Origin of the sequence: Prescottella soli (genome assembly GCF_040024445.1) — a bacterium.
Taxonomy (GTDB): domain Bacteria; phylum Actinomycetota; class Actinomycetes; order Mycobacteriales; family Mycobacteriaceae; genus Prescottella; species Prescottella soli.
The window spans coordinates 797277-814840 of record NZ_CP157276.1; the positions used below are offsets into that span (position 1 = coordinate 797277).

Annotated in this window: 21 protein-coding genes; 10 read left to right on the forward strand and 11 right to left on the reverse strand. The window is 68.6% G+C overall.

Annotated elements, in window-relative coordinates:
- The first annotated feature begins 37 nt into the window (after positions 1-37).
- A complete protein-coding gene (locus ABI214_RS03690; RefSeq protein WP_348606246.1) occupies positions 38-694 on the forward strand; it encodes a potassium channel family protein in 657 nt (218 codons plus the stop codon).
- Here ABI214_RS03690 and ABI214_RS03695 read toward each other — a convergent pair.
- Both ABI214_RS03695 and ABI214_RS03700 read right to left on the reverse strand, forming a co-directional pair.
- Positions 671-1363: a DUF3159 domain-containing protein gene (locus tag ABI214_RS03695; protein ID WP_348606248.1), complete on the reverse strand. Its 693-nt coding sequence runs from the start codon at positions 1361-1363 to the stop codon at positions 671-673. The two genes, ABI214_RS03690 and ABI214_RS03695, sit on opposite strands and share 24 nt — an antisense overlap.
- A gap of 106 nt (positions 1364-1469) precedes the next feature.
- Positions 1470-1847 carry an OB-fold nucleic acid binding domain-containing protein gene (locus ABI214_RS03700; RefSeq protein WP_348606250.1) on the reverse strand — a complete coding sequence of 126 codons (378 nt, stop codon included), beginning with the start codon at positions 1845-1847 and terminating at the stop codon, positions 1470-1472.
- Between the two features lie 160 nt (positions 1848-2007).
- Here ABI214_RS03700 and ABI214_RS03705 point away from each other — a divergent pair, with 160 nt between their 5' ends.
- Complete coding sequence (locus tag ABI214_RS03705) at positions 2008-2712, forward strand: alpha/beta fold hydrolase (protein ID WP_348606252.1); 705 nt, start codon at positions 2008-2010, stop codon at positions 2710-2712.
- Positions 2713-2727: 15 nt separating this feature from the next.
- Here ABI214_RS03705 and ABI214_RS03710 read toward each other — a convergent pair whose 3' ends face one another.
- Both ABI214_RS03710 and dut read right to left on the reverse strand, forming a co-directional pair.
- A complete protein-coding gene (locus ABI214_RS03710) occupies positions 2728-3579 on the reverse strand; it encodes a DUF3710 domain-containing protein (RefSeq protein ID WP_348606254.1) in 852 nt (283 codons plus the stop codon).
- 4 nt (positions 3580-3583) lie between these two features.
- Positions 3584-4126, reverse strand: coding sequence for a dUTP diphosphatase (gene dut / locus ABI214_RS03715; RefSeq protein WP_408586631.1), 543 nt, complete (start codon positions 4124-4126; stop codon positions 3584-3586).
- 19 nt (positions 4127-4145) lie between these two features.
- On the opposite strand from dut, the gene ABI214_RS03720 reads away from it, so the two are divergent.
- Positions 4146-4658, forward strand: coding sequence for a DUF3093 domain-containing protein (locus tag ABI214_RS03720; RefSeq protein WP_348606258.1), 513 nt, complete (start codon positions 4146-4148; stop codon positions 4656-4658).
- 19 nt (positions 4659-4677) lie between these two features.
- Here ABI214_RS03720 and ABI214_RS03725 read toward each other — a convergent pair whose 3' ends face one another.
- Positions 4678-4980, reverse strand: coding sequence for a DUF4193 domain-containing protein (locus tag ABI214_RS03725; RefSeq protein ID WP_031939713.1), 303 nt, complete (start codon positions 4978-4980; stop codon positions 4678-4680).
- Positions 4981-5462: 482 nt separating this feature from the next.
- Between ABI214_RS03725 and cei the strand changes: the two genes are divergently transcribed.
- A complete protein-coding gene (gene cei, locus ABI214_RS03730) occupies positions 5463-6146 on the forward strand; it encodes an envelope integrity protein Cei (protein WP_348606261.1) in 684 nt (227 codons plus the stop codon).
- Positions 6147-6167: 21 nt separating this feature from the next.
- On the opposite strand, the gene ABI214_RS03735 is transcribed toward cei, so the two are convergent.
- Complete coding sequence (locus ABI214_RS03735; protein ID WP_348606263.1) at positions 6168-7064, reverse strand: inositol monophosphatase family protein; 897 nt, start codon at positions 7062-7064, stop codon at positions 6168-6170.
- A gap of 113 nt (positions 7065-7177) precedes the next feature.
- Here ABI214_RS03735 and ppgK point away from each other — a divergent pair, with 113 nt between their 5' ends.
- Together ppgK and ABI214_RS03745 are read left to right on the forward strand one after the other, a co-directional pair.
- Positions 7178-7942, forward strand: coding sequence for a polyphosphate--glucose phosphotransferase (ppgK, locus tag ABI214_RS03740; RefSeq protein ID WP_348606265.1), 765 nt, complete (start codon positions 7178-7180; stop codon positions 7940-7942).
- A 124-nt stretch (positions 7943-8066) separates the two neighbouring features.
- Positions 8067-9440, forward strand: a complete 1374-nt coding sequence (locus ABI214_RS03745; protein ID WP_348606267.1) for an RNA polymerase sigma factor — start codon at positions 8067-8069, stop codon at positions 9438-9440.
- 14 nt (positions 9441-9454) lie between these two features.
- Here ABI214_RS03745 and ABI214_RS03750 read toward each other — a convergent pair whose 3' ends face one another.
- The 3 genes from ABI214_RS03750 to ABI214_RS03760 all read right to left on the reverse strand — a co-directional run bounded on the left by ABI214_RS03750 (position 9455) and on the right by ABI214_RS03760 (position 11583).
- Positions 9455-10660, reverse strand: a complete 1206-nt coding sequence (locus ABI214_RS03750; protein WP_348606269.1) for a cation:proton antiporter — start codon at positions 10658-10660, stop codon at positions 9455-9457.
- 21 nt (positions 10661-10681) lie between these two features.
- Positions 10682-11164, reverse strand: coding sequence for a cation:proton antiporter regulatory subunit (locus ABI214_RS03755; RefSeq protein ID WP_348606271.1), 483 nt, complete (start codon positions 11162-11164; stop codon positions 10682-10684).
- Positions 11165-11226: 62 nt separating this feature from the next.
- Positions 11227-11583 carry a DUF952 domain-containing protein gene (locus ABI214_RS03760; protein WP_348606273.1) on the reverse strand — a complete coding sequence of 119 codons (357 nt, stop codon included), beginning with the start codon at positions 11581-11583 and terminating at the stop codon, positions 11227-11229.
- Between the two features lie 250 nt (positions 11584-11833).
- On the opposite strand from ABI214_RS03760, the gene ABI214_RS03765 reads away from it, so the two are divergent.
- Positions 11834-12046, forward strand: a complete 213-nt coding sequence (locus ABI214_RS03765; RefSeq protein ID WP_280763407.1) for a DUF7455 domain-containing protein — start codon at positions 11834-11836, stop codon at positions 12044-12046.
- 105 nt (positions 12047-12151) lie between these two features.
- On the opposite strand, the gene ABI214_RS03770 is transcribed toward ABI214_RS03765, so the two are convergent.
- Entirely contained in the window at positions 12152-13891 is a 1740-nt protein-coding gene (locus tag ABI214_RS03770) for a DEAD/DEAH box helicase (protein WP_348606276.1), read from the reverse strand.
- A 272-nt stretch (positions 13892-14163) separates the two neighbouring features.
- Between ABI214_RS03770 and ABI214_RS03775 the strand changes: the two genes are divergently transcribed.
- Positions 14164-15291, forward strand: coding sequence for a YihY/virulence factor BrkB family protein (locus ABI214_RS03775; protein ID WP_348606278.1), 1128 nt, complete (start codon positions 14164-14166; stop codon positions 15289-15291).
- Here ABI214_RS03775 and ABI214_RS03780 read toward each other — a convergent pair.
- Positions 15264-15500 carry a DUF3039 domain-containing protein gene (locus ABI214_RS03780; RefSeq protein WP_348606280.1) on the reverse strand — a complete coding sequence of 79 codons (237 nt, stop codon included), beginning with the start codon at positions 15498-15500 and terminating at the stop codon, positions 15264-15266. The genes ABI214_RS03775 and ABI214_RS03780 overlap by 28 nt on opposite strands.
- A 59-nt stretch (positions 15501-15559) precedes the next feature.
- Between ABI214_RS03780 and ABI214_RS03785 the strand changes: the two genes are divergently transcribed.
- Together ABI214_RS03785 and ABI214_RS03790 are read left to right on the forward strand one after the other, a co-directional pair.
- Positions 15560-15916 carry a DUF3099 domain-containing protein gene (locus ABI214_RS03785; protein WP_348606282.1) on the forward strand — a complete coding sequence of 119 codons (357 nt, stop codon included), beginning with the start codon at positions 15560-15562 and terminating at the stop codon, positions 15914-15916.
- A gap of 46 nt (positions 15917-15962) precedes the next feature.
- The gene (locus tag ABI214_RS03790; RefSeq protein ID WP_348606284.1) at positions 15963-17441 is read left to right on the forward strand and encodes a DUF7059 domain-containing protein; all 1479 of its coding nucleotides are present in this window, start codon (positions 15963-15965) and stop codon (positions 17439-17441) included.
- Positions 17442-17564: the final 123 nt, after the last annotated feature.

Genomic DNA, 17564 nt, shown 5'->3' on the forward strand with positions numbered 1-17564 from the left:
CCCCCTTCTCGATCGACTACCCGATTGGATGCCTCCGATGAGAGTGGCCATCGCAGGAGCCGGCGCCGTAGGCCGCTCCATCGCCCGTGAACTCGTCCGCAGCGACCACCACGTCATGCTGCTCGAACGCAAACTCGAACACGTCGAACCCGACGTGATCCCCCAGGCCGAGTGGGTGCACGCCGACGCGTGCGAGCTGAGCCTGCTCGAGGCCGCCCAGTTGGAGAGCTACGACGTCGTGATCGCCGCGACCGGCGACGACAAGGCGAACATCGTGGTGAGCCTGCTCGCGAAGACCGAGTTCGGCGTCGGTCGGGTGGTGGCCCGCGTCAACGACCCGCGCAACGAGTGGCTGTTCGACGAGTCCTGGGGCGTGGACGTCGCGGTGTCGACACCGCGCATGCTGGCCTCGCTCGTCGAGGAGGCCGTCACGGTGGGCGATCTCGTGCGGCTGATGACGTTCCGTCAGGGTCAGGCGAACCTCGTCGAGATCACCCTGCCCGAGAACACTCCCCTCGCGGGCAAGCCGGTCCGGAAGATCCAGTTGCCGCGTGACGTGGCGCTGGTCACCATCATCCGGGGTGGACGTGTGATCGTCCCGCAGCCCGACGATCCGGTCGAAGCCGGCGACGAGCTGCTGTTCGTCGCCGCGGTGGAGGTCGAAGACGAGCTACGCGCCGCGGTCGACATCTGATTCGGGCCGGTCGGCCGCGCCGTCCCCGGCGCCCTCGATCTGCTCGAGGTCCTCGGGGGCCGGTGCCGGTTCGACGACCCGATCCGCGCGGCGGACCGCCCAGATCGTCACGAGCAACACGACGCCGGTAAGCGGCCAGCCCATACCGATGCGGGCAACCGCCAGCCACCCCGTCTGGTCGGCGTCGTAGAGCTGCGATTGGACCAGGTAGCGGGCCCCGAACACCAACGCCCACGCGATCGTCGCGATGTCATACGCGCGCACCGCGCTCTTGTGCGCCCGCCACGCGTTCTTGTGTCCGTTCAGGTAGCCCCAGACGACGCCGACGAGGGGCCACCGTACGAGGATCGAGACGACGAAGGCCGCCGCGTACAGCAGGCTCGTGTAGATGCCGAAGAGGAAGTAGCCCTTCGCGTCACCGGTGCGATAGGCGATGAACGCGCAGACGCCGACGCCGAGGAATCCCGAGATGGCCGGCTGGATCGGCCCGCGACGGATGATGCGCCACACGAGGATGGCCGCGGCCACTCCCAGCGCGATCCACACGGCCGGTCCCAGGCCCCACAGGCTGTTCGCCGGAACGAAGGCGATGACCGGCAGCGACGAGTAGACCAGCCCACTCAGTCCACCGAGCTGTTCGAGGATCGTCTGTTGCTTCGTTTCGGTCACGCGACGAGATTGCCATACTCCGACGGCGAGCCGTCAAGGCCGATCGGACGGCGGACCGTCACTGCGCGCCGGTGAGCCGTCACCGCCGCGGCGAGAGGAACGCCGATCACGAATCTCCACGCAGCTCGTAATACGGGTTGAAGATGACCTTCTGGCCGCCGCGCTCGCCGATCCGCCCACGCACCATCAGCGTCTTTCCCGGCTCGATGCCCGGAATGCGTCGGCGACCGATCCAGACCAGTGTGACGGGGTCGGTTCCGTCGAAGAACTCGGCCTGGACGGATGCGTTCGCGGACTTGGGACACGCCTCGACGCTGCGCAGGCGCCCGAGGATCGTGACCTCCTCACCGCGCGAGCAGTCACAGGCGCGCTTGGCGCCCGATGCCTGCGCGGTCTCAACCATTTCCTCGGCGTCCAGCTGCTCGAGATCTTCGGTGAGTCTGCGAGTCAGCCGGCGAAAGTAACCTGCCGCGGCGGGGGCCATAGCGCGCTCCTGGACAAATGGCGGCGCAGGTCTTGCGCCGCACGATAAGGCTTGTACGAGGGCCCGTAGTCGGGCCCTCGATGGCCACTGTAACCCCAAAGTGACCTGACAACCACAGCCGTGTGGGACGGCCCGGAACGCGGCAGTGCAAGATCGACTCATGCAACAACGTACGTGGCCCGCAGTGGCTGTCGTCCTGCCTGGCACCGGGTCCGATGCGGACTTCGTCGACCGCGCCTTCCGTTCGGCATTGACGCAGGTGGGGGTGCAGACGATCGCCGTCGAGCCGGACCCCAGGCGGGTGGTCGACAGCTACCGGGAGGCGATGGACCGAGCCGCGGACACCCACGGCCGGATCCTCGTCGGCGGCGTGTCGATCGGCGCGGCCGTCGCGCTCGAGTGGGCGGCCACGCACCCCGACCGAGTGGACGCGGTGCTCGCGGCGCTGCCCGCGTGGACCGGCTCGCCGAGGCACGCGCCCGCGGCCGCGAGCGCCACCTTCACCGCGACGCAGCTGCGTGCCCACGGGTTGGACGCGGTGACGGCGGAGATGACCGCGTCGAGCCCGCCGTGGCTCGCCGACGAGCTGACGCGGTCGTGGCGCAACCAATGGCCGTATCTGCCGTCGGCGCTCGAGGAGGCCGCCGGCTACCACGCACCGGACGCGGCGACGCTCGCGCGCATCCAGGCCCCGGTGGGCATCGCTGCCGCGGTCGACGACGCCGTCCACCCCTTCACGGTCGCCAAGGAGTGGGCGGCGACGCTACCGCACGCGGAGTTGACCGAACTGACGTTGAGCGAGGTCGGGGACGACCCCGGCGCCCTCGGCCGAGCGTGCCTCGACGCACTCGACCGGATCGCCTGACGAGGTCGCCGGGCCCTACAGTCCGAGCTGCTGCATCGCCGAGCCCGACTCGCCGCGACGCGGCGGCTCGGACCCGTTCCCCAGATGCTGCGGGGGCTGCTGCTCGGGCTGCGGTTGTGCCGCCGGCTCCTGCTGAGCTTGCTGCTGGGCCGCGAGCTGCTCCTGGACCGCCTGCTGCTGGGCCGCGAGCTGCTGCTGCTGAACTGCCACGAGCTGCTCGACGAGGACCTGCGGCAGCACGACCGGGAGCGGGGTCCGCACCGGATGCGGATCGGTGCCGCGCTGGACGACCGTGTCGCGCAGGACGCCGCGGGCGATCTCGACCAGCGGCGAACCGGCCGCGACGTTGCCGGACGGCCCCGCGACGACACAGCGGATCATCCAGCGCGGACCGTCCACTCCGATGAATCGGAGGTCCGCGTTCGGGGTGACTCCGATCACCTCACGGCCCCACGGCCCGCTCTCGATGCTGACCTCCGCGTTGTCGCCGCGCAGCGACTCGGCCAGCTCCGACGCCACCTCGCGCCACTGGCCCGGCGACTTGGGTGCGGCATACGCCGACACGGTCACCCGGCCGAACTGGGTCACCAGGTGGACCGCCTGCGGAGAACCGTCCGGCGACATCTCGACCTGGAGCTGGGCGCCGTCGGGCATCGGCAGCAGGACCGAACCGAGATCGAGCCGCGTCGCCGCCGGTTCCTCGCCCTCGGGGAGATCGCCCGCATCGAACGGGCCGCCGTCGACCGCCCCGACGGGAACGTCGAGCTCGGAGTCCTCGTCGAAGTCCTCTTCGACGTCGGCTCCCGTGTCGACGTGCGCCGCATCGTCCGCGGCAGCTGCGTCATTCTTCTTGCGACGTCCGAACATGTGATCAGGCCCCTTCCCTCGGCAGCCTCGTCAACTCGTGCGGGCGGCCTTCCGTACCGTCGAAATCCTGATCGGCATTGTGCGTCACGAGGCTCGCATGTCCCCCACTGGATCCGTAACCACCTGCGCCACGGACGGTTTCGTCGAGGGAATCGACCTCCACGAAGTCGACCAGTTCGACCCGCTGCACCACCAGCTGCGCGATGCGGTCGCCGCGACGCAGTTCGATGGGGGTCTCGAGGTCGTGGTTGATCAGGCAGACCTTGATCTCGCCGCGGTAGCCGGCGTCGACCGTGCCGGGAGTGTTCACGACGGACAGGCCGGTCTTGGCGGCGAGTCCGGAACGCGGATGAATGAGGCCGACCGTGCCGATCGGCAGCGCGATCGCGATGCCGGTACCGACCAGGACCCGACGTCCGGGCTCGATCGTGACATCGGTGGTGGTGCACAGGTCGACGCCGGCGTCACCGTCGTGGGCCCGTCGCGGCAGCGGGATACCGGGGTCCAGTCGCTTCAGCGCGATGGCAGGAAGATCGCTCACGTGCACCGAGACTACTCTGGAATACGTGTCCGAATCGTCTCAGCCCGCCGCTACCACGCCCGACGGCACCCGAGTGCCGATCTATTCGGAGCGCCTGTGGGTTCCGTTGTGGTGGTGGCCCGCCGGATTGCTCATCGCAGGCCTGCTGGCCGCGGAGATCCACATGGGATCCCCGGGTGTGCGCGCCTGGCTTCCGTATGTCCTGCTGTTCCCGTTCCCGGTGTGGGCCCTGCTGTGGGTCTCCCGGCACCGAATCGCGGTCTTCGACGGCCCCGACGGCGAGCTGGGGGTCGGCCGGGCCCACCTGCCGCTGTCCGTCATCTCGCGCACAGCGGCCATTCCGCCGTCCGCGAAGAGCGCGGCGCTGGGCCGTCAGCTCGATCCGGCGGCATTCGTTCAGAATCGGTCGTGGATCAAGGACACCGTCCTGATCGTCCTCGACGATCCCGAGGACCCCACGCCCTACTGGTTGGTCAGCACGAGGCGGCCAGCCGAACTGCTGGCCGCCATCGGCCGAGGGACCGCCCCGAAGGGCTAGTCCGTCCTGCCCGACAGGGTCAGGCGGCGCAGTCCATGCAGATCATGACGCCGTTCTCCTCGCTCGCGAGGCGGCTGCGGTGGTGAACCAGGAAGCAGCTCGAGCAGGTGAACTCGTCCGCCTGCTTGGGCACCACCCGCACCGACAGTTCCTCGCCGGAAAGGTCCGCGCCGGGGAGTTCGAACGACTCCGCGGTGTCGGACTCGTCCACGTCGACGACCGCCGACTGCGCCTCGTTGCGTCGTGCCTTCAGTTCTTCGAGCGAATCCTCGGAGACCTCGTCGGTCTCCGATCGCCTGGGTGCGTCGTAGTCGGTTGCCATTTCCTCTTCCCCTCGTCCTCTTGCGTGTATCCCCGGTGCCCGGGCCGCCGAAACCGATCGGTTGCGGCGATCCATGGGAAACCGACAGTGATGTAGATCCATTCCTGTGGCTGTAACAACGCCTCAGTGCGCCCGGAAGTGCCCGAAACACCCTCCGGAAAACATGACCTACACCTCACTCTCGACTCCATCCGGACCCTGTATAAATCGTGTGTTCTCACGACTGGGGCCGCCAGACAATAGCCGACGCGCCAGGAAAAGTGGCAACCGAACCGGACACTGCCGGAAACTGTCCGTCAATTGTCACCAACCGCACAGCAACCCGAGACATTCCTGGACGGGGCATGTGCGGGACGGTGACCGGCCGGGGATCTACAGTTGGCTGCGGGACGGCGGCGGCGAGACAGACGTGGCCGGAACCACACCAACTCTTTTCCTGCGGATCACCGCCGCATGCTCGGCAACGGAGAGGTCGACACACCGTGGTTTCACTGATCACCGATGGCAGCTCGACCGACGACCAAGGCCGCCCGTTCCGCCGCCGCCGCTCGGTCCCGGTGATCGCACTCATCTCCGCCCTGGCAGTGCTCGGGGTCGTGGTGTGGACCCGCATCCTCACCGAACCCGAGGTCTACGCGACCACGGTCGACTGCAATCCTCCGGTGAAGCCGAAGTCCCCCGACGCACCGACGCCGCAGCCGCTAGGCGAGAAGGTGAGTCGCAACACACTCCTCGACGTCGAGCCCGCGCCGCTGTCCGCGACTCAGGTCCGCGTCTACAACGCGAACGGCGAACGTGGCCAGGCAGCCGACGTCGCCAACGAACTGCGCGACTACGGGTTCGCGAGTGCACCCGACGTCCAGGTCGGGAACGATCCGGTGTACGTGGACCAGAACCTCCAGTGCCACGGCCAGCTTCGATTCGGACCGAACGGGTTGCCGGCCGCGAGTGCGCTCTGGCTGGTGGCGCCGTGCGCCGAACTCATTCAGGACGGCCGCACCGACGACACAGTCGACCTCGCGCTGGGCACCTACTTCGCGAAGGACGTCAAGCCCAACGCGGACGCCGAGGAAGTACTCAACACCCTCAAGGACCCGATGCCCGGGACCACTCCCGCTCCGCTCGATCCGGGCCTGCTGAGCGCGGCCCGGACCGCTCGCTGCTGAGCCCGGGCCCGCACGTCCGGCTCAGGGAACGGGGTCGAACACGCCCGCGGACCGGAAGACGGACTCCAGTTCGTCCGCGATGCCGGGCGCTATCGCGATCACGACCTCGCCCGCTGCGCTGCCCGTGTCGGGTGCGGGCAGGTGTACGCGAGCGCCGGCTTCGGTCGCGATGAGGGCACCCGCCGCCCAGTCCCACGGGTTGAGTCCGTGCTCGAAATGTGCGTCCACCCGTCCCGACGCCACCATGCACAGGTCCAGTGCCGCCGAACCGACGCGACGGATGTCGCGCACGTGCGGCAGCAACTCACTGATGATCCGCCCCTGCGCGCTGCGGCGCTGCGCGCTGTAACCGAAACCGGTCGCGAGCAGCGTGAACGACGCGTCGGTCACCGGATTACACGACAGCACACCGCTGCCGCCCGCGACGTCGGTGAACGTCGCCCCGCCTCCCGCTACTGCGGAGTAGGTGACGCCGCCGGCGACGTCGACGACCGCCCCCGCGACCGACACGCCGTCGATCTGGGCGGCGACGGAGACCGAGTAGGCGGGGATGCCGTACAGGAAGTTGACCGTGCCGTCGATCGGATCGACGACCCAGCGGGTTCCCTCGACGCCGACGTCCCCGCCGCCCTCCTCGCCCAGGATGGCGTCGTGCGGGCGGAGTTCGGCCAGCCGGGCCCGAATGAGGTGCTCGGCCTCGGTGTCCACGACAGTCACCGGGTCCGTCGGAGTGCTCTTGGCCTGCACGGATCCACCGTCGGTGGCGTGCAGCTCGGCGCCCATCACACCGAACACCTCCGGGCGCCGGGCCCGGACGAGGGCGGCGGCCGCTTCCGCGACGGTGACCGCGATATCGCGGAGCACACGCGGGTCGGTGGAGGTGGCATGGTCGGTGGCGGGGATGTCAGTGGCGCGCATGCCTGTATCGCACCACACCGAGACGACCCCACACCACCGGTATCGCAAAGCCGAACGACCCGAAACCAACTACTGTTTCGGCGCAGACGGTCATCTCACGGAAGGAGCCGATTGTGGGTGCGCGCGGGTTCGGTGTGGACGTCGGCGGCAGCGGCATCAAGGGCGCGATCGTCGACCTCGGTACCGGTGAGCTGATCGAGGATCGAATCAAGATCGAGACGCCGCATCCGGCGACTCCCGAAGCCGTCGCCGCGACCGCGGCGGAAATCGTCGCCCGCGCCCGATGGGAGGGACCGGTCGGCATCACGCTGCCGAGCGTGGTCACGTCGGGAATCGCCCGCACGGCGGCGAACATCGACAAGTCGTGGATCGGCACCGACGCCCGGGCGGTGTTCTCGCGCGCCCTCGGTGGGCGTGAAGTCACGGTCCTCAACGACGCCGACGCCGCGGGGCTCGCCGAGGACCGCTACGGGGCGGGCAAGGACGCCGACGGGGTTGTGGTGCTGCTCACGTTCGGGACGGGGATCGGTTCCGCGGTCATCCACAACGGCGTTCTGCTGCCGAACACCGAGTTCGGGCACATGGAGGTCGACGGGCGCGAGGCCGAGCACCGGGCGGCGTCGTCGGTGAAGGACACACAGGGGCTGTCGTACAAGGAATGGGCCGCCGAGGTGACGCGGGTCCTGTGCCGGTTCGAGGATCTGCTGTGGCCCGACCTGTTCATCGCCGGCGGCGGCATCAGCCGCAAGCACGAGAAGTGGATTCCCCGCTTGGAGAACCGAACACCGGTCGTTCCGGCAGCGTTGCTGAACACCGCCGGCATCGTCGGCGCCGCGATGTGCGCGGCGAACCGGCAGGAAACGGGCATCGCTCCGTAACAATTTCGAAGCTGTCGTTACAATGGATGGCGGCCGACTGTGAGTCGGCGAAAACCCGACAGACCTCTCCGCCGGAATTCCACTCTGGCGTGACGCCGCACGACACCGTCACGAAAGGGCGTACGTGGCAGCCACCGATACGCGTCAGACCGCCGATTCCACACCGGAGTCAGCGACTCCTGCACCCACTGCCGAGGCGACTACCGGTAGCGCGCCCGCCGCCAAGAAGGCCCCTGCAAAGAAGGCCGCCGCGAAGAAGGCACCCGCGAAGAAGGCCGCCGCCAAGAAGGCACCCGCAAAGAAGGCCGCCGTCAAGAAGACGGCCGCCAAGAAGGCCACCAAAAAGGCCACCAGCAAGGCCGGCGACGACATCGCCGAGGACGACGACATCGACATGGCCGATATCGACGTCGCCGACGGCGAACTGGTCGACGAGGAAGTCGTCGTCGAGGAGGTCGAGGAGGACGAGGAAGAGACCGCCGAGCCGTCCGAAAAGGACAAGGCGTCGGGCGATTTCGTCTGGGACGAGGAGGAGTCCGAGGCCCTCCGTCAGGCCCGCAAGGACGCCGAGCTCACCGCGTCCGCCGACTCGGTGCGCGCGTACCTCAAGCAGATCGGCAAGGTCGCGCTCCTCAACGCCGAGGAGGAGGTCGAGCTCGCCAAGCGCATCGAGGCCGGTCTGTTCGCGACCTTCAAGATGACGGAGATGGCCGAGAAGGGCGAGAAGCCCTCCCCCGCCGATCGCCGAAACCTGAACTGGATCACTCGCGACGGCAACCGCGCCAAGAACCACCTCCTCGAGGCGAACCTGCGCCTGGTCGTCTCGCTGGCCAAGCGCTACACCGGCCGCGGCATGGCGTTCCTGGACCTCATCCAGGAAGGCAACCTGGGCCTGATCCGTGCGGTCGAGAAGTTCGACTACACCAAGGGCTACAAGTTCTCGACGTACGCCACGTGGTGGATCCGGCAGGCGATCACGCGTGCGATGGCCGACCAGGCCCGCACGATCCGTATCCCGGTCCACATGGTCGAGGTCATCAACAAGCTGGGCCGCATCCAGCGTGAGCTGCTGCAGGACCTGGGCCGCGAGCCCACGCCGGAGGAGCTCGCGAAGGAAATGGACATCACGCCGGAGAAGGTGCTGGAGATCCAGCAGTACGCGCGTGAACCCATCTCCCTCGACCAGACGATCGGCGACGAGGGCGACAGCCAGCTCGGCGACTTCATCGAGGACTCCGAGGCCGTGGTGGCCGTCGACGCCGTCAGCTTCACCCTGCTGCAGGATCAGCTGCAGTCGGTGCTCGAGACGCTGTCCGAGCGCGAGGCCGGTGTCGTGCGCCTGCGCTTCGGTCTGACCGACGGCCAGCCGCGGACTTTAGACGAAATCGGCCAGGTCTACGGCGTCACGCGTGAGCGCATCCGCCAGATCGAATCGAAGACGATGTCCAAGCTGCGCCACCCGTCGCGTTCGCAGGTGCTGCGCGACTACCTCGACTAACCGGCTGATACCGGTCAGGTCGTGAGGAAGGGGTCCTTCGGGGCCCCTTCCTCTTTTGGTCTCCGCGGCTGGAACAGCCGAACGAGCGGTTCGGCCACCCGGGCGCCGACCGGCCCCAGGACGGCCATCAGGAGCACGTACGCGGTGGCCAACGCGGCCAACTCCCCCTCGACCGCACCGGCGGAGACCGCCAGACCGGCGATGACGATCGAAAACTCCCCGCGGGCGACCAGCGCGGCACCCGCGCGGGCGCGGCCCATCACTCCGACGCCCTGCCGCCCAGCGGCCCACCAACCCGTGAGCACCTTGGTGGCAGCCGTGACGACCGCCAGGCCGATCGCCGGCAGCAGCACCGGAGGGATGGTCGTCGGATCGGTGTTGAGACCGAAGACGACGAAGAACATCGCGGCGAACAGGTCCCGCAGCGGCTCGAGCAGCCGCGTGGCGTTCCGGGCGGTGGATCCGGAGATCGCGATACCGAGCAGGAACGCACCGACCGCCGCGGACACCTGCAGCGACGACGCGAAGCCGGCGACCAGCAGTGCGGCGCCGAGCAGTTTGAGCAGGAACACCTCGCGGTCGGTGCTGTCCACGATCGCGGAGACGACGTTTCCGTAGCGCAGGGCGACGACGAGCACCACGGTGATGACCAAGAACGAGATCGCCACGGCCTGGAGCCCGCCCAGGAAGCTCACCCCCGCGAGAACGGCCGTGAGGATCGGCAGGTACACCGCCATCGCGAGATCCTCGAAGACGAGGATCGACAGGATCACCGGGGTTTCGCGGTTACCGAGACGACCGAGATCGCCGAGCACCTTCGCGACGATGCCGGACGACGAGATGTAGGTGACGCCGCCGAGCGTGAGCGCCCCGACGGGACCCCATCCGAGCATGAACGCCAGGATCGCGCCCGGCGCCGCGTTCAGAACGATGTCGACGACACCCGCGAACCAGGACCTCTTCAGGCCGGTCACGAGTTCCGACGCCGTGTACTCCAGGCCCAACAGCAACAGCAGCAGGACGACGCCGATCTCGCTCGCGAGATGGCTGAACTCTCCGATGTCGCCGAGCGAGATGAACCCGCCCTGGCCGAAGCACAGACCGCCGATCAGATACAGCGGGATCGGCGACATGCCGATGCGTCCGGCCAGCCGACCGAGAACGCCGAGCGTGAAGAAGACAGCGCCGAGTTCGACGAGTGCCAGTGCAGTACCAGTCATCGCGTGTGGATCGAGCCGCGTTCAGCCGTGCGCGAGGATCTTGGCGGCGTGGTCGAGGCCCTCCTGGGTGCCGACCGCGACCAGAAGGTCGCCTTCGGTGAAGGTGAAGTCGGGATTCGGTGACGGCGCCACCTGACCGGCCCGCATCACAGCAACGACGGAAACACCGGTGCGGGTGCGCATCGCGGTCTCGCCGAGCGTCCGGCCGTCCCACGGCGAATTCTCGGTGATCGGGAGCTGGCGGGTGCTGATGCCGGGCATGTCCCGGTGCTCCTCCCGCAGCTGCGCGACGAGCTGCGGGGCTCCGAGCAGGTTCGCCAGCACCGATGCCTCGTCCGATTCGAGCGGGATCGACGCCATGCAGGCGTCGGGGTCGTCGACCTTGGAGACGATGAGATCGGTGCGGCCGTCGCGGTGGGTGACCACACCGATGCGTCGACCCGTCGCCAGCGCGAAGTCCTTGCGGACTCCGATACCGGGCAGCGGCGTCACTTCCACGTTCATGGCTCAACGGTAGCGCCACGCTCCGACGCCGAACCACGAACACCCGTTCCCGGGTCGCCGTGTCACACGACGGGCGGAAACACCCCGGCAGCGTCGGGCAGGTAGTCGGCCACTTCGACGACCGCCGCGACCGGCAGCGGACCGTACAGATGCGGGAACCGCATCGACGCGGGGTCGGACGGGACCCCGGGCTCCCACCGGACCTCGGCGCCCAGCCGGCCCGGATCCAGATGCAGGAGCACCAGGTCGCGACGGCCCTCGAACAGCCGGTTGGCGGGCAGATGGACCTGCCGGGGTGTCGACAGGTGTACGAATCCCTCGGCAGCGAACCCGTCCGGAATCCGCTGCCCCACGCGCTGTGCGTTCGCCCACTCCTCGCGGGTGCACATGTGCACCAGCACCTGCTCGAGGTCGGTCATCGGTGCTCCTTTTCGGCCGGTCGTCGCCCCGACACACTAGGCCGACGCTCAGCTGTCAGCGAACACCGAAACGTCCCGAATCGCATTGTCCGAGTTCAGGACGGTCTCTGTTAGAGAGAACACACCGACGGCCTATCGGGAACAACCCGGTCAAGTCGAACGTCTGACAGAGTGGACCTACCGCGTCACCCCCGACGCGGCGGAAGACCCCAGGCGGCGGGTGCGTACCCGTAGCCAGTTCGGAGGAGTCATGCCCGGAACACTGACCAGCCCCCCGTTGACCGCTGCCGACCGGTGCGACCGGTGCAGCGCAGGAGCCCGCGTGCGCGCCGTGCTCGCGAGCGGAGGAGAGCTTCTCTTCTGCCAGCATCACGCCAACGAGCATGCCGATCGTCTTCGTGAGATGAACGCGACCATCGTGAGCGACACGGAAGCGTCCGTAGCATCCGCGGCGACAATCTGACTCGTCAGCCCTCCGGGCGGACGCCCGTCCGTCCCCAGTTCCCGAAGCGGGCGACCACCACGGTGGTCGCCCGCTTCGGCGTTTCCAGAGCCATTCCGGGCCCACCTACCGCTGGCGCAGCATGGCGATGCGGTCGGTGAGCTGCTCGACGGTGGCGATCGCGGTGGGCGGGCCACCGCACTCCCGGCGCAGCTCGCCGTGGATGACGCCGTGCGGCTTACCGGTCCGGTGGTGGTGCATCGCGACCAGGGAGTTGAGCTCCCGGCGCAGGTTCGCCAGCTGGCCGGCGGCGGCGACACGCTCGGTCACCATCTGCGGGGCGGGCACCGGCTCCGGCTCGGCGGCGTTCTTGTCGGGCTTGTCGAGCTGCTTCTGCTGCCGTTGCCGCAGCAGTGCCCGCATCTGATCGGCGTCGAGCAGACCGGGCAGACCGAGGTAGTCGGCCTCCTCGTCGGACCCGGAGAAGGTCGCGGTACCGAAGGACGAGCCGTCGTAGATCACCTGGTCGAGTTCGGCGTCGGCGCCCAGCGAGACGAACGCCTTCTCCTCCTCGCCCGGTTCGTCCTTCTGCTTGTTCGCGTCGGCGAGCAGGTCGTCGTCGAGACCGTCCTTCTCGCGGTGCGGCTTGCCGAGGATGTGGTCGCGCTGCGCCTCGAGCTGGGCCGCGAGGTCGAGGAGAACCGGGACCGACGGCAGGAAGACGCTCGCCGTCTCGCCCTTCGTCCGCAGACGCACGAAACGACCGATGGCCTGCGCGAAGAACAGCGGCGTCGACGCACTGGTGGCGTAGACACCGACGGCGAGCCGCGGCACGTCGACGCCCTCGGACACCATGCGCACCGCGACCATCCAGGCCTGGGTGCTGTTGGAGAACTCCGCGATGCGCTTCGACGCGGTGGGGTCATCGGACAGGATCAGGGCCGGCGCCTCGCCGGTGATCGTCTCGAGCTGCTTGGCGTAGGCGCGGGCGACGGTCTGGTCGGTGGCGATCACCAGCCCGCCCGCGTCGGGAATGCCACCGGACCGCAACTGACCGAGGCGCGTGTTCGCGGCCGTGAGCACCGACGGGATCCAATCGCCCGCGGGGTCCAGGGCGGTCCGCCACGCCCGCGCCGTCTGCTCGGCGCTGAGCGGCTCACCGAGTCGCGCGGCGAACTCCTCGCCCGCGCTGTTGCGCCACCGCGCCTCACCCGAGTAGGCCAGGAACACGACCGGGCGGACGACGCTGTCGGCAAGGGCGTCGGAGTAGCCGTACGTGTGGTCGGCCTTCGACCGCTGGTGGCCCTCGTTGTCGGGCTCATAGGTGACGAACGGGATCGGGCTGTCGTCGCTGCGGAACGGCGTTCCGGTGAGCGCGAGACGCCGGGTGGCGTCGCCGTAGGCCTCCCGGATCGCGTCACCCCAGCTCTTCGCGTCGCCGCCGTGGTGGATCTCGTCGAGGATGACGAGCGTGCGGCGTGCCTCGGTGCGCGCCCGATGCTTGAACGGATGCGACGCGACCTGGGCGTAGGTGACGACGACACCGTGGTAGTCCGACGACGTCTGGCCTGTGGAGTTCGAGAAGTTCGAGTCCAGCGCGATGCCGATGCGCGCCGCCGACTCGGACCACTGGTGCTTGAGGTGCTCGGTGGGCGCCACGACGGTGACCTGGTCCACCGTGCGGTCCCGCAGCAGCTCGGACGCGACCCGCAGTGCGAACGTGGTCTTGCCTGCGCCCGGCGTCGCGACTGCGAGGAAGTCCCGCGGCTTGGTTGCCAGGTACTTGGTCAGCGCACGGCGCTGCCACGCTCGGAGGGAGCCGGTGGGAGCAGGTGCACGTTCGACACTTCCGGGTTCAGCGCTCACATCGCACCTCGCCACAGGGTTCGCACAGTTGGTCCCACTCCTTGCTTCGCTGACGGGGTTACCGGCCGCTCGCGTCCGGTCCGATGTCCGGCGACGACCCCCGAGGAGCCTAGCGCCCGGGACCGACCGCTTCCGCATCAGCCGCAGACACGCCGGGGCGTCCTGGGCCGACGCCCGGCCGAGTGGGAATCGCCTCCAGTGGCAGAATCGGTCGCGACACGTCGATGCCCCACCGCGCATGACGGCGCGTCGTCAGGAATCCTGGAAGAACCATGAACAAGACGCCGACCGTCACCAAACGTCGTCCCCTGCGCCGGTGCGCGCAGGTGGTCGGACGCACCGCGGTCAAGGCGTGGGACGACTCGATCTTCGGGAAGTCGGCCACCGCAGCGTTCTGGCAGACGCTCTCGCTGCCCCCGCTGCTGCTCGCGCTGCTCGGCAGTCTCGGCTACGTCGGAGGATGGTTCGGCCCCAACACCGTCGAGATCATCCAGTCGAAGATCATCACGTTCAGCCACACCGCATTCAGCGAGAACGTTGTCGACCAGATCATCCAGCCGACCGTCACCGACGTCCTCGGGCGGGGTCGCCCGGAGATCGTCTCGGCCGGATTCCTGCTGTCACTGTGGGCGGGATCATCGGCGATCTCGACGTTCGTCGACTCGATCGTCGAGGCGCACGGCCAGAAGGATGCCCGGCACCCGGTGTGGCAGCGCGTGTTCGCGCTGCTGCTCTACGTCACATTCCTCGTCCTCGCCGTGTTCACGCTCCCCCTGGTCGCGCTGGGGCCGACGATGATCGGACGGGTACTGCCGGAGTCCTGGCACGCGGTCGGGACCGAGATGGTCGACGCCTTCTACTACCCCGCTGTCGGCCTGCTTCTCATCATCGGCCTGACCACGCTCTACAAGGCGGCGCTGCCCAAATCCCTGCCCTGGCACCGCCTCCTCGGCGGGGCACTTGTCGCCGGCGTGTTCTTCATGGCGGCCAGCACGGTTCTGCGGTGGTACCTGAGCTGGGTGACCGGGACCGGATACACCTACGGCGCACTGGCGACGCCGATCGCGTTCCTGCTGTTCACGTTCTTTCTCGGCTTCGCGATCGTGCTCGGCGCCGAGTTCAACGCGACCATCCAGGAGTTCTGGCCGGCCCGGGCCACCAGAATCGAGCAGGTCCGCGACTGGATCGCCGCGCAGGCGGCGGTCGACGCGTCCGAGGACGCGGGGCCGATGACGAGCTTGACGCGCCGGCTGGCGACCGGACCTATCCGATTCACGTCTGATCGGTCACAGTCCGCGGACGGCGACGGAGACGACAAAGTGGACGCGTGCGAGCGCAACGCGTCCACCGACGGGGACGAGACCCGGCCGATTCAGTCGCCCTTGCGCAACCCGTCGTAGACCTTCTTGCACTCCGGGCACACCGGCGAGCCCGGCTTCGCGGACTTCGTGACCGGGAAGACCTCGCCGCACAGTGCGACGACGTGCGTGCCCATCACCGCGCTCTCCGCGATCTTGTTCTTCTTCACATAGTGGAAGAACTTGGGCGTGTCGTCGTCGGTCGTCTCTTCGGTGGTGGTGTCGGGGCGTTCCTTCGTCAAAGTGCTCACACGTCAATGATGCCGCACTCTCGTGTGCAATTGCCGCCCGAGAGTGCAACAGTGGACCTATGGCAAGAACATCGGGGTTCGGCGAGTCCGCCGAGAGCGGCACACCCCGCAACCCGGCGTTGATCACCGAGGCTGCGCAGTCGATCGAGGATCAGCACCGGGCGCGCGTGAAGAAGTACCTCACGATCATGTCGTTCCGGGTTCCTGCGTTGATTCTCGCGGCGATCGCTTACGGCATGTTCAGCAATGGCTGGATCTCGGTGGGGATCATCGCCCTGTCCATTCCGCTGCCGTGGGTGGCCGTGCTCATCGCGAACGACCGACCGCCGCGGTCGAAGGACGAACCCAGCAGGTACGACCACCGCGACGCGGCTCGCGCGCTCGAATCCCGGCAGCACCGCACCATCGAGGGATGACCCGCGGGCCGGGTGATCCGGTCATGAAGGCTGCAACAATGCTCGGGTGAACCGAGATCTCCTGCTGTCCATCTGCGGCCCGCTGCGCGAGGCGCTCACCCGCGCCCGGTACGACATCGACTCGATCGTCGATCTTCTCGGCGTCGACGCGCACGCCGCCCTCGGACGGCACGAGCCCGTTCCCGCTCGCCGCGCGTCCGAGAACGGCGGAGACCTCGGCCGGCTGATCCGCTTGTTCCTGTTGGGCGACGACTGCCCCGCGGCCGACATCGCGGCGGCACTGGAGCCCGTGAGCCTCGACGACGCCGTCGCCGCCGGTCTGCTGTCGCGCACCGGTGACACGGTGCGCGCCGAACTCGATCTGCGCCCCCTCGACCTGGGTACCGGAAACCAGTGGGTGGTGTCGGACCTCGACGGTTCGATGCGCCCGCGCCCCACCGCCGACGACCACGTCATCGGCGTCGGACAGGCGTCGATGTCGCTGCTGAGGGGAACCCCGACCCGCCCGGTCGGCACCGTCCTCGACGTCGGCACCGGCTGCGGAATCCAGGCGATCCGCGCCGCCGACTACGCGGGCACGGTCACTGTGACGGACATCAACCCGCGCGCGCTCACGCTGACCGCGGCCACCGCGGCACTGAACGGCCTCGACTTCGAGATCTGCGAGGGTTCGTGGTTCGAGCCGGTCGAGGGACGTCGATTCGACCAGGTGGTGGCCAATCCCCCGTTCGTCGTCGGCGAGGCGCGCGTCACGCACTCGTACCGCGATTCGGGTCTGGACCTGGACGGGGCGAGTGAACTGATGATCTCCCGGTCCGCCGACTTCCTGAATCCGGGTGGAACCGCGGCGCTGCTCGCGTCGTGGCTGCACGTCGAGGGTGAGGACTGGCGCCATCGGGTCGCGTCGTGGTTGCCGGCCCACGGCATCGACGCGTGGATCGTCCAGCGCGACGTCGCCGATCCCGCGCTGTACGTCGGGACGTGGCTGCGCGACGGCGGCGCCGATCCGCGCGATCCGGCCACCTCGGCGCGGGCGCACGCCTGGCTCGACCATCTCGAAGAGGCCGAGGTCGAGGGCGTCGGGTTCGGGTTCGTGTACCTGCGTCGGACGGACGCGCCGTCCGACATCCTGTGCGAGGACCTGCACCACGGCTTCGACGACCCCCTCGGCGACGAGGCCCTCGCATACTTCGAGCGCTTGGCCTGGCTGCGTGAGCACGACGTCCTGTCGGCCCGGTTCGCGGTGCAGCCCGAGACCGCGCTCGAGCGGGTGTACCTGCCGGGCGAGGACGGCTGGAATCAGGTGGTGGCGCGGGTGCACCGTGGCAACGGCCCGCGGTGGCAGCACGAGGTCGACGACCTCACTGCCGCACTGCTCGCGGGAATGCGGGAGGACGGGTTGCCGTTGGAAGAACTCGTCACACTCCTCGCGTTCGCGCACGACGAGGACGAAGACGCGCTCGCGGCCACAGCGGTGCCGCTGGTCCATTCGCTGGTGCGCCACGGTTTGATCGCACCGGCCTGACGCGCGTTCCCCGCCTCCTAGCTTCTCAGGAACTTCTCAGGGGAGCGGGCGGAAAGCCGCAGGTCACGGACCATCGGGTCGAATTCTGTCGGGAACTTTCCCAGGCCGTCGGAGCGTTGAGGC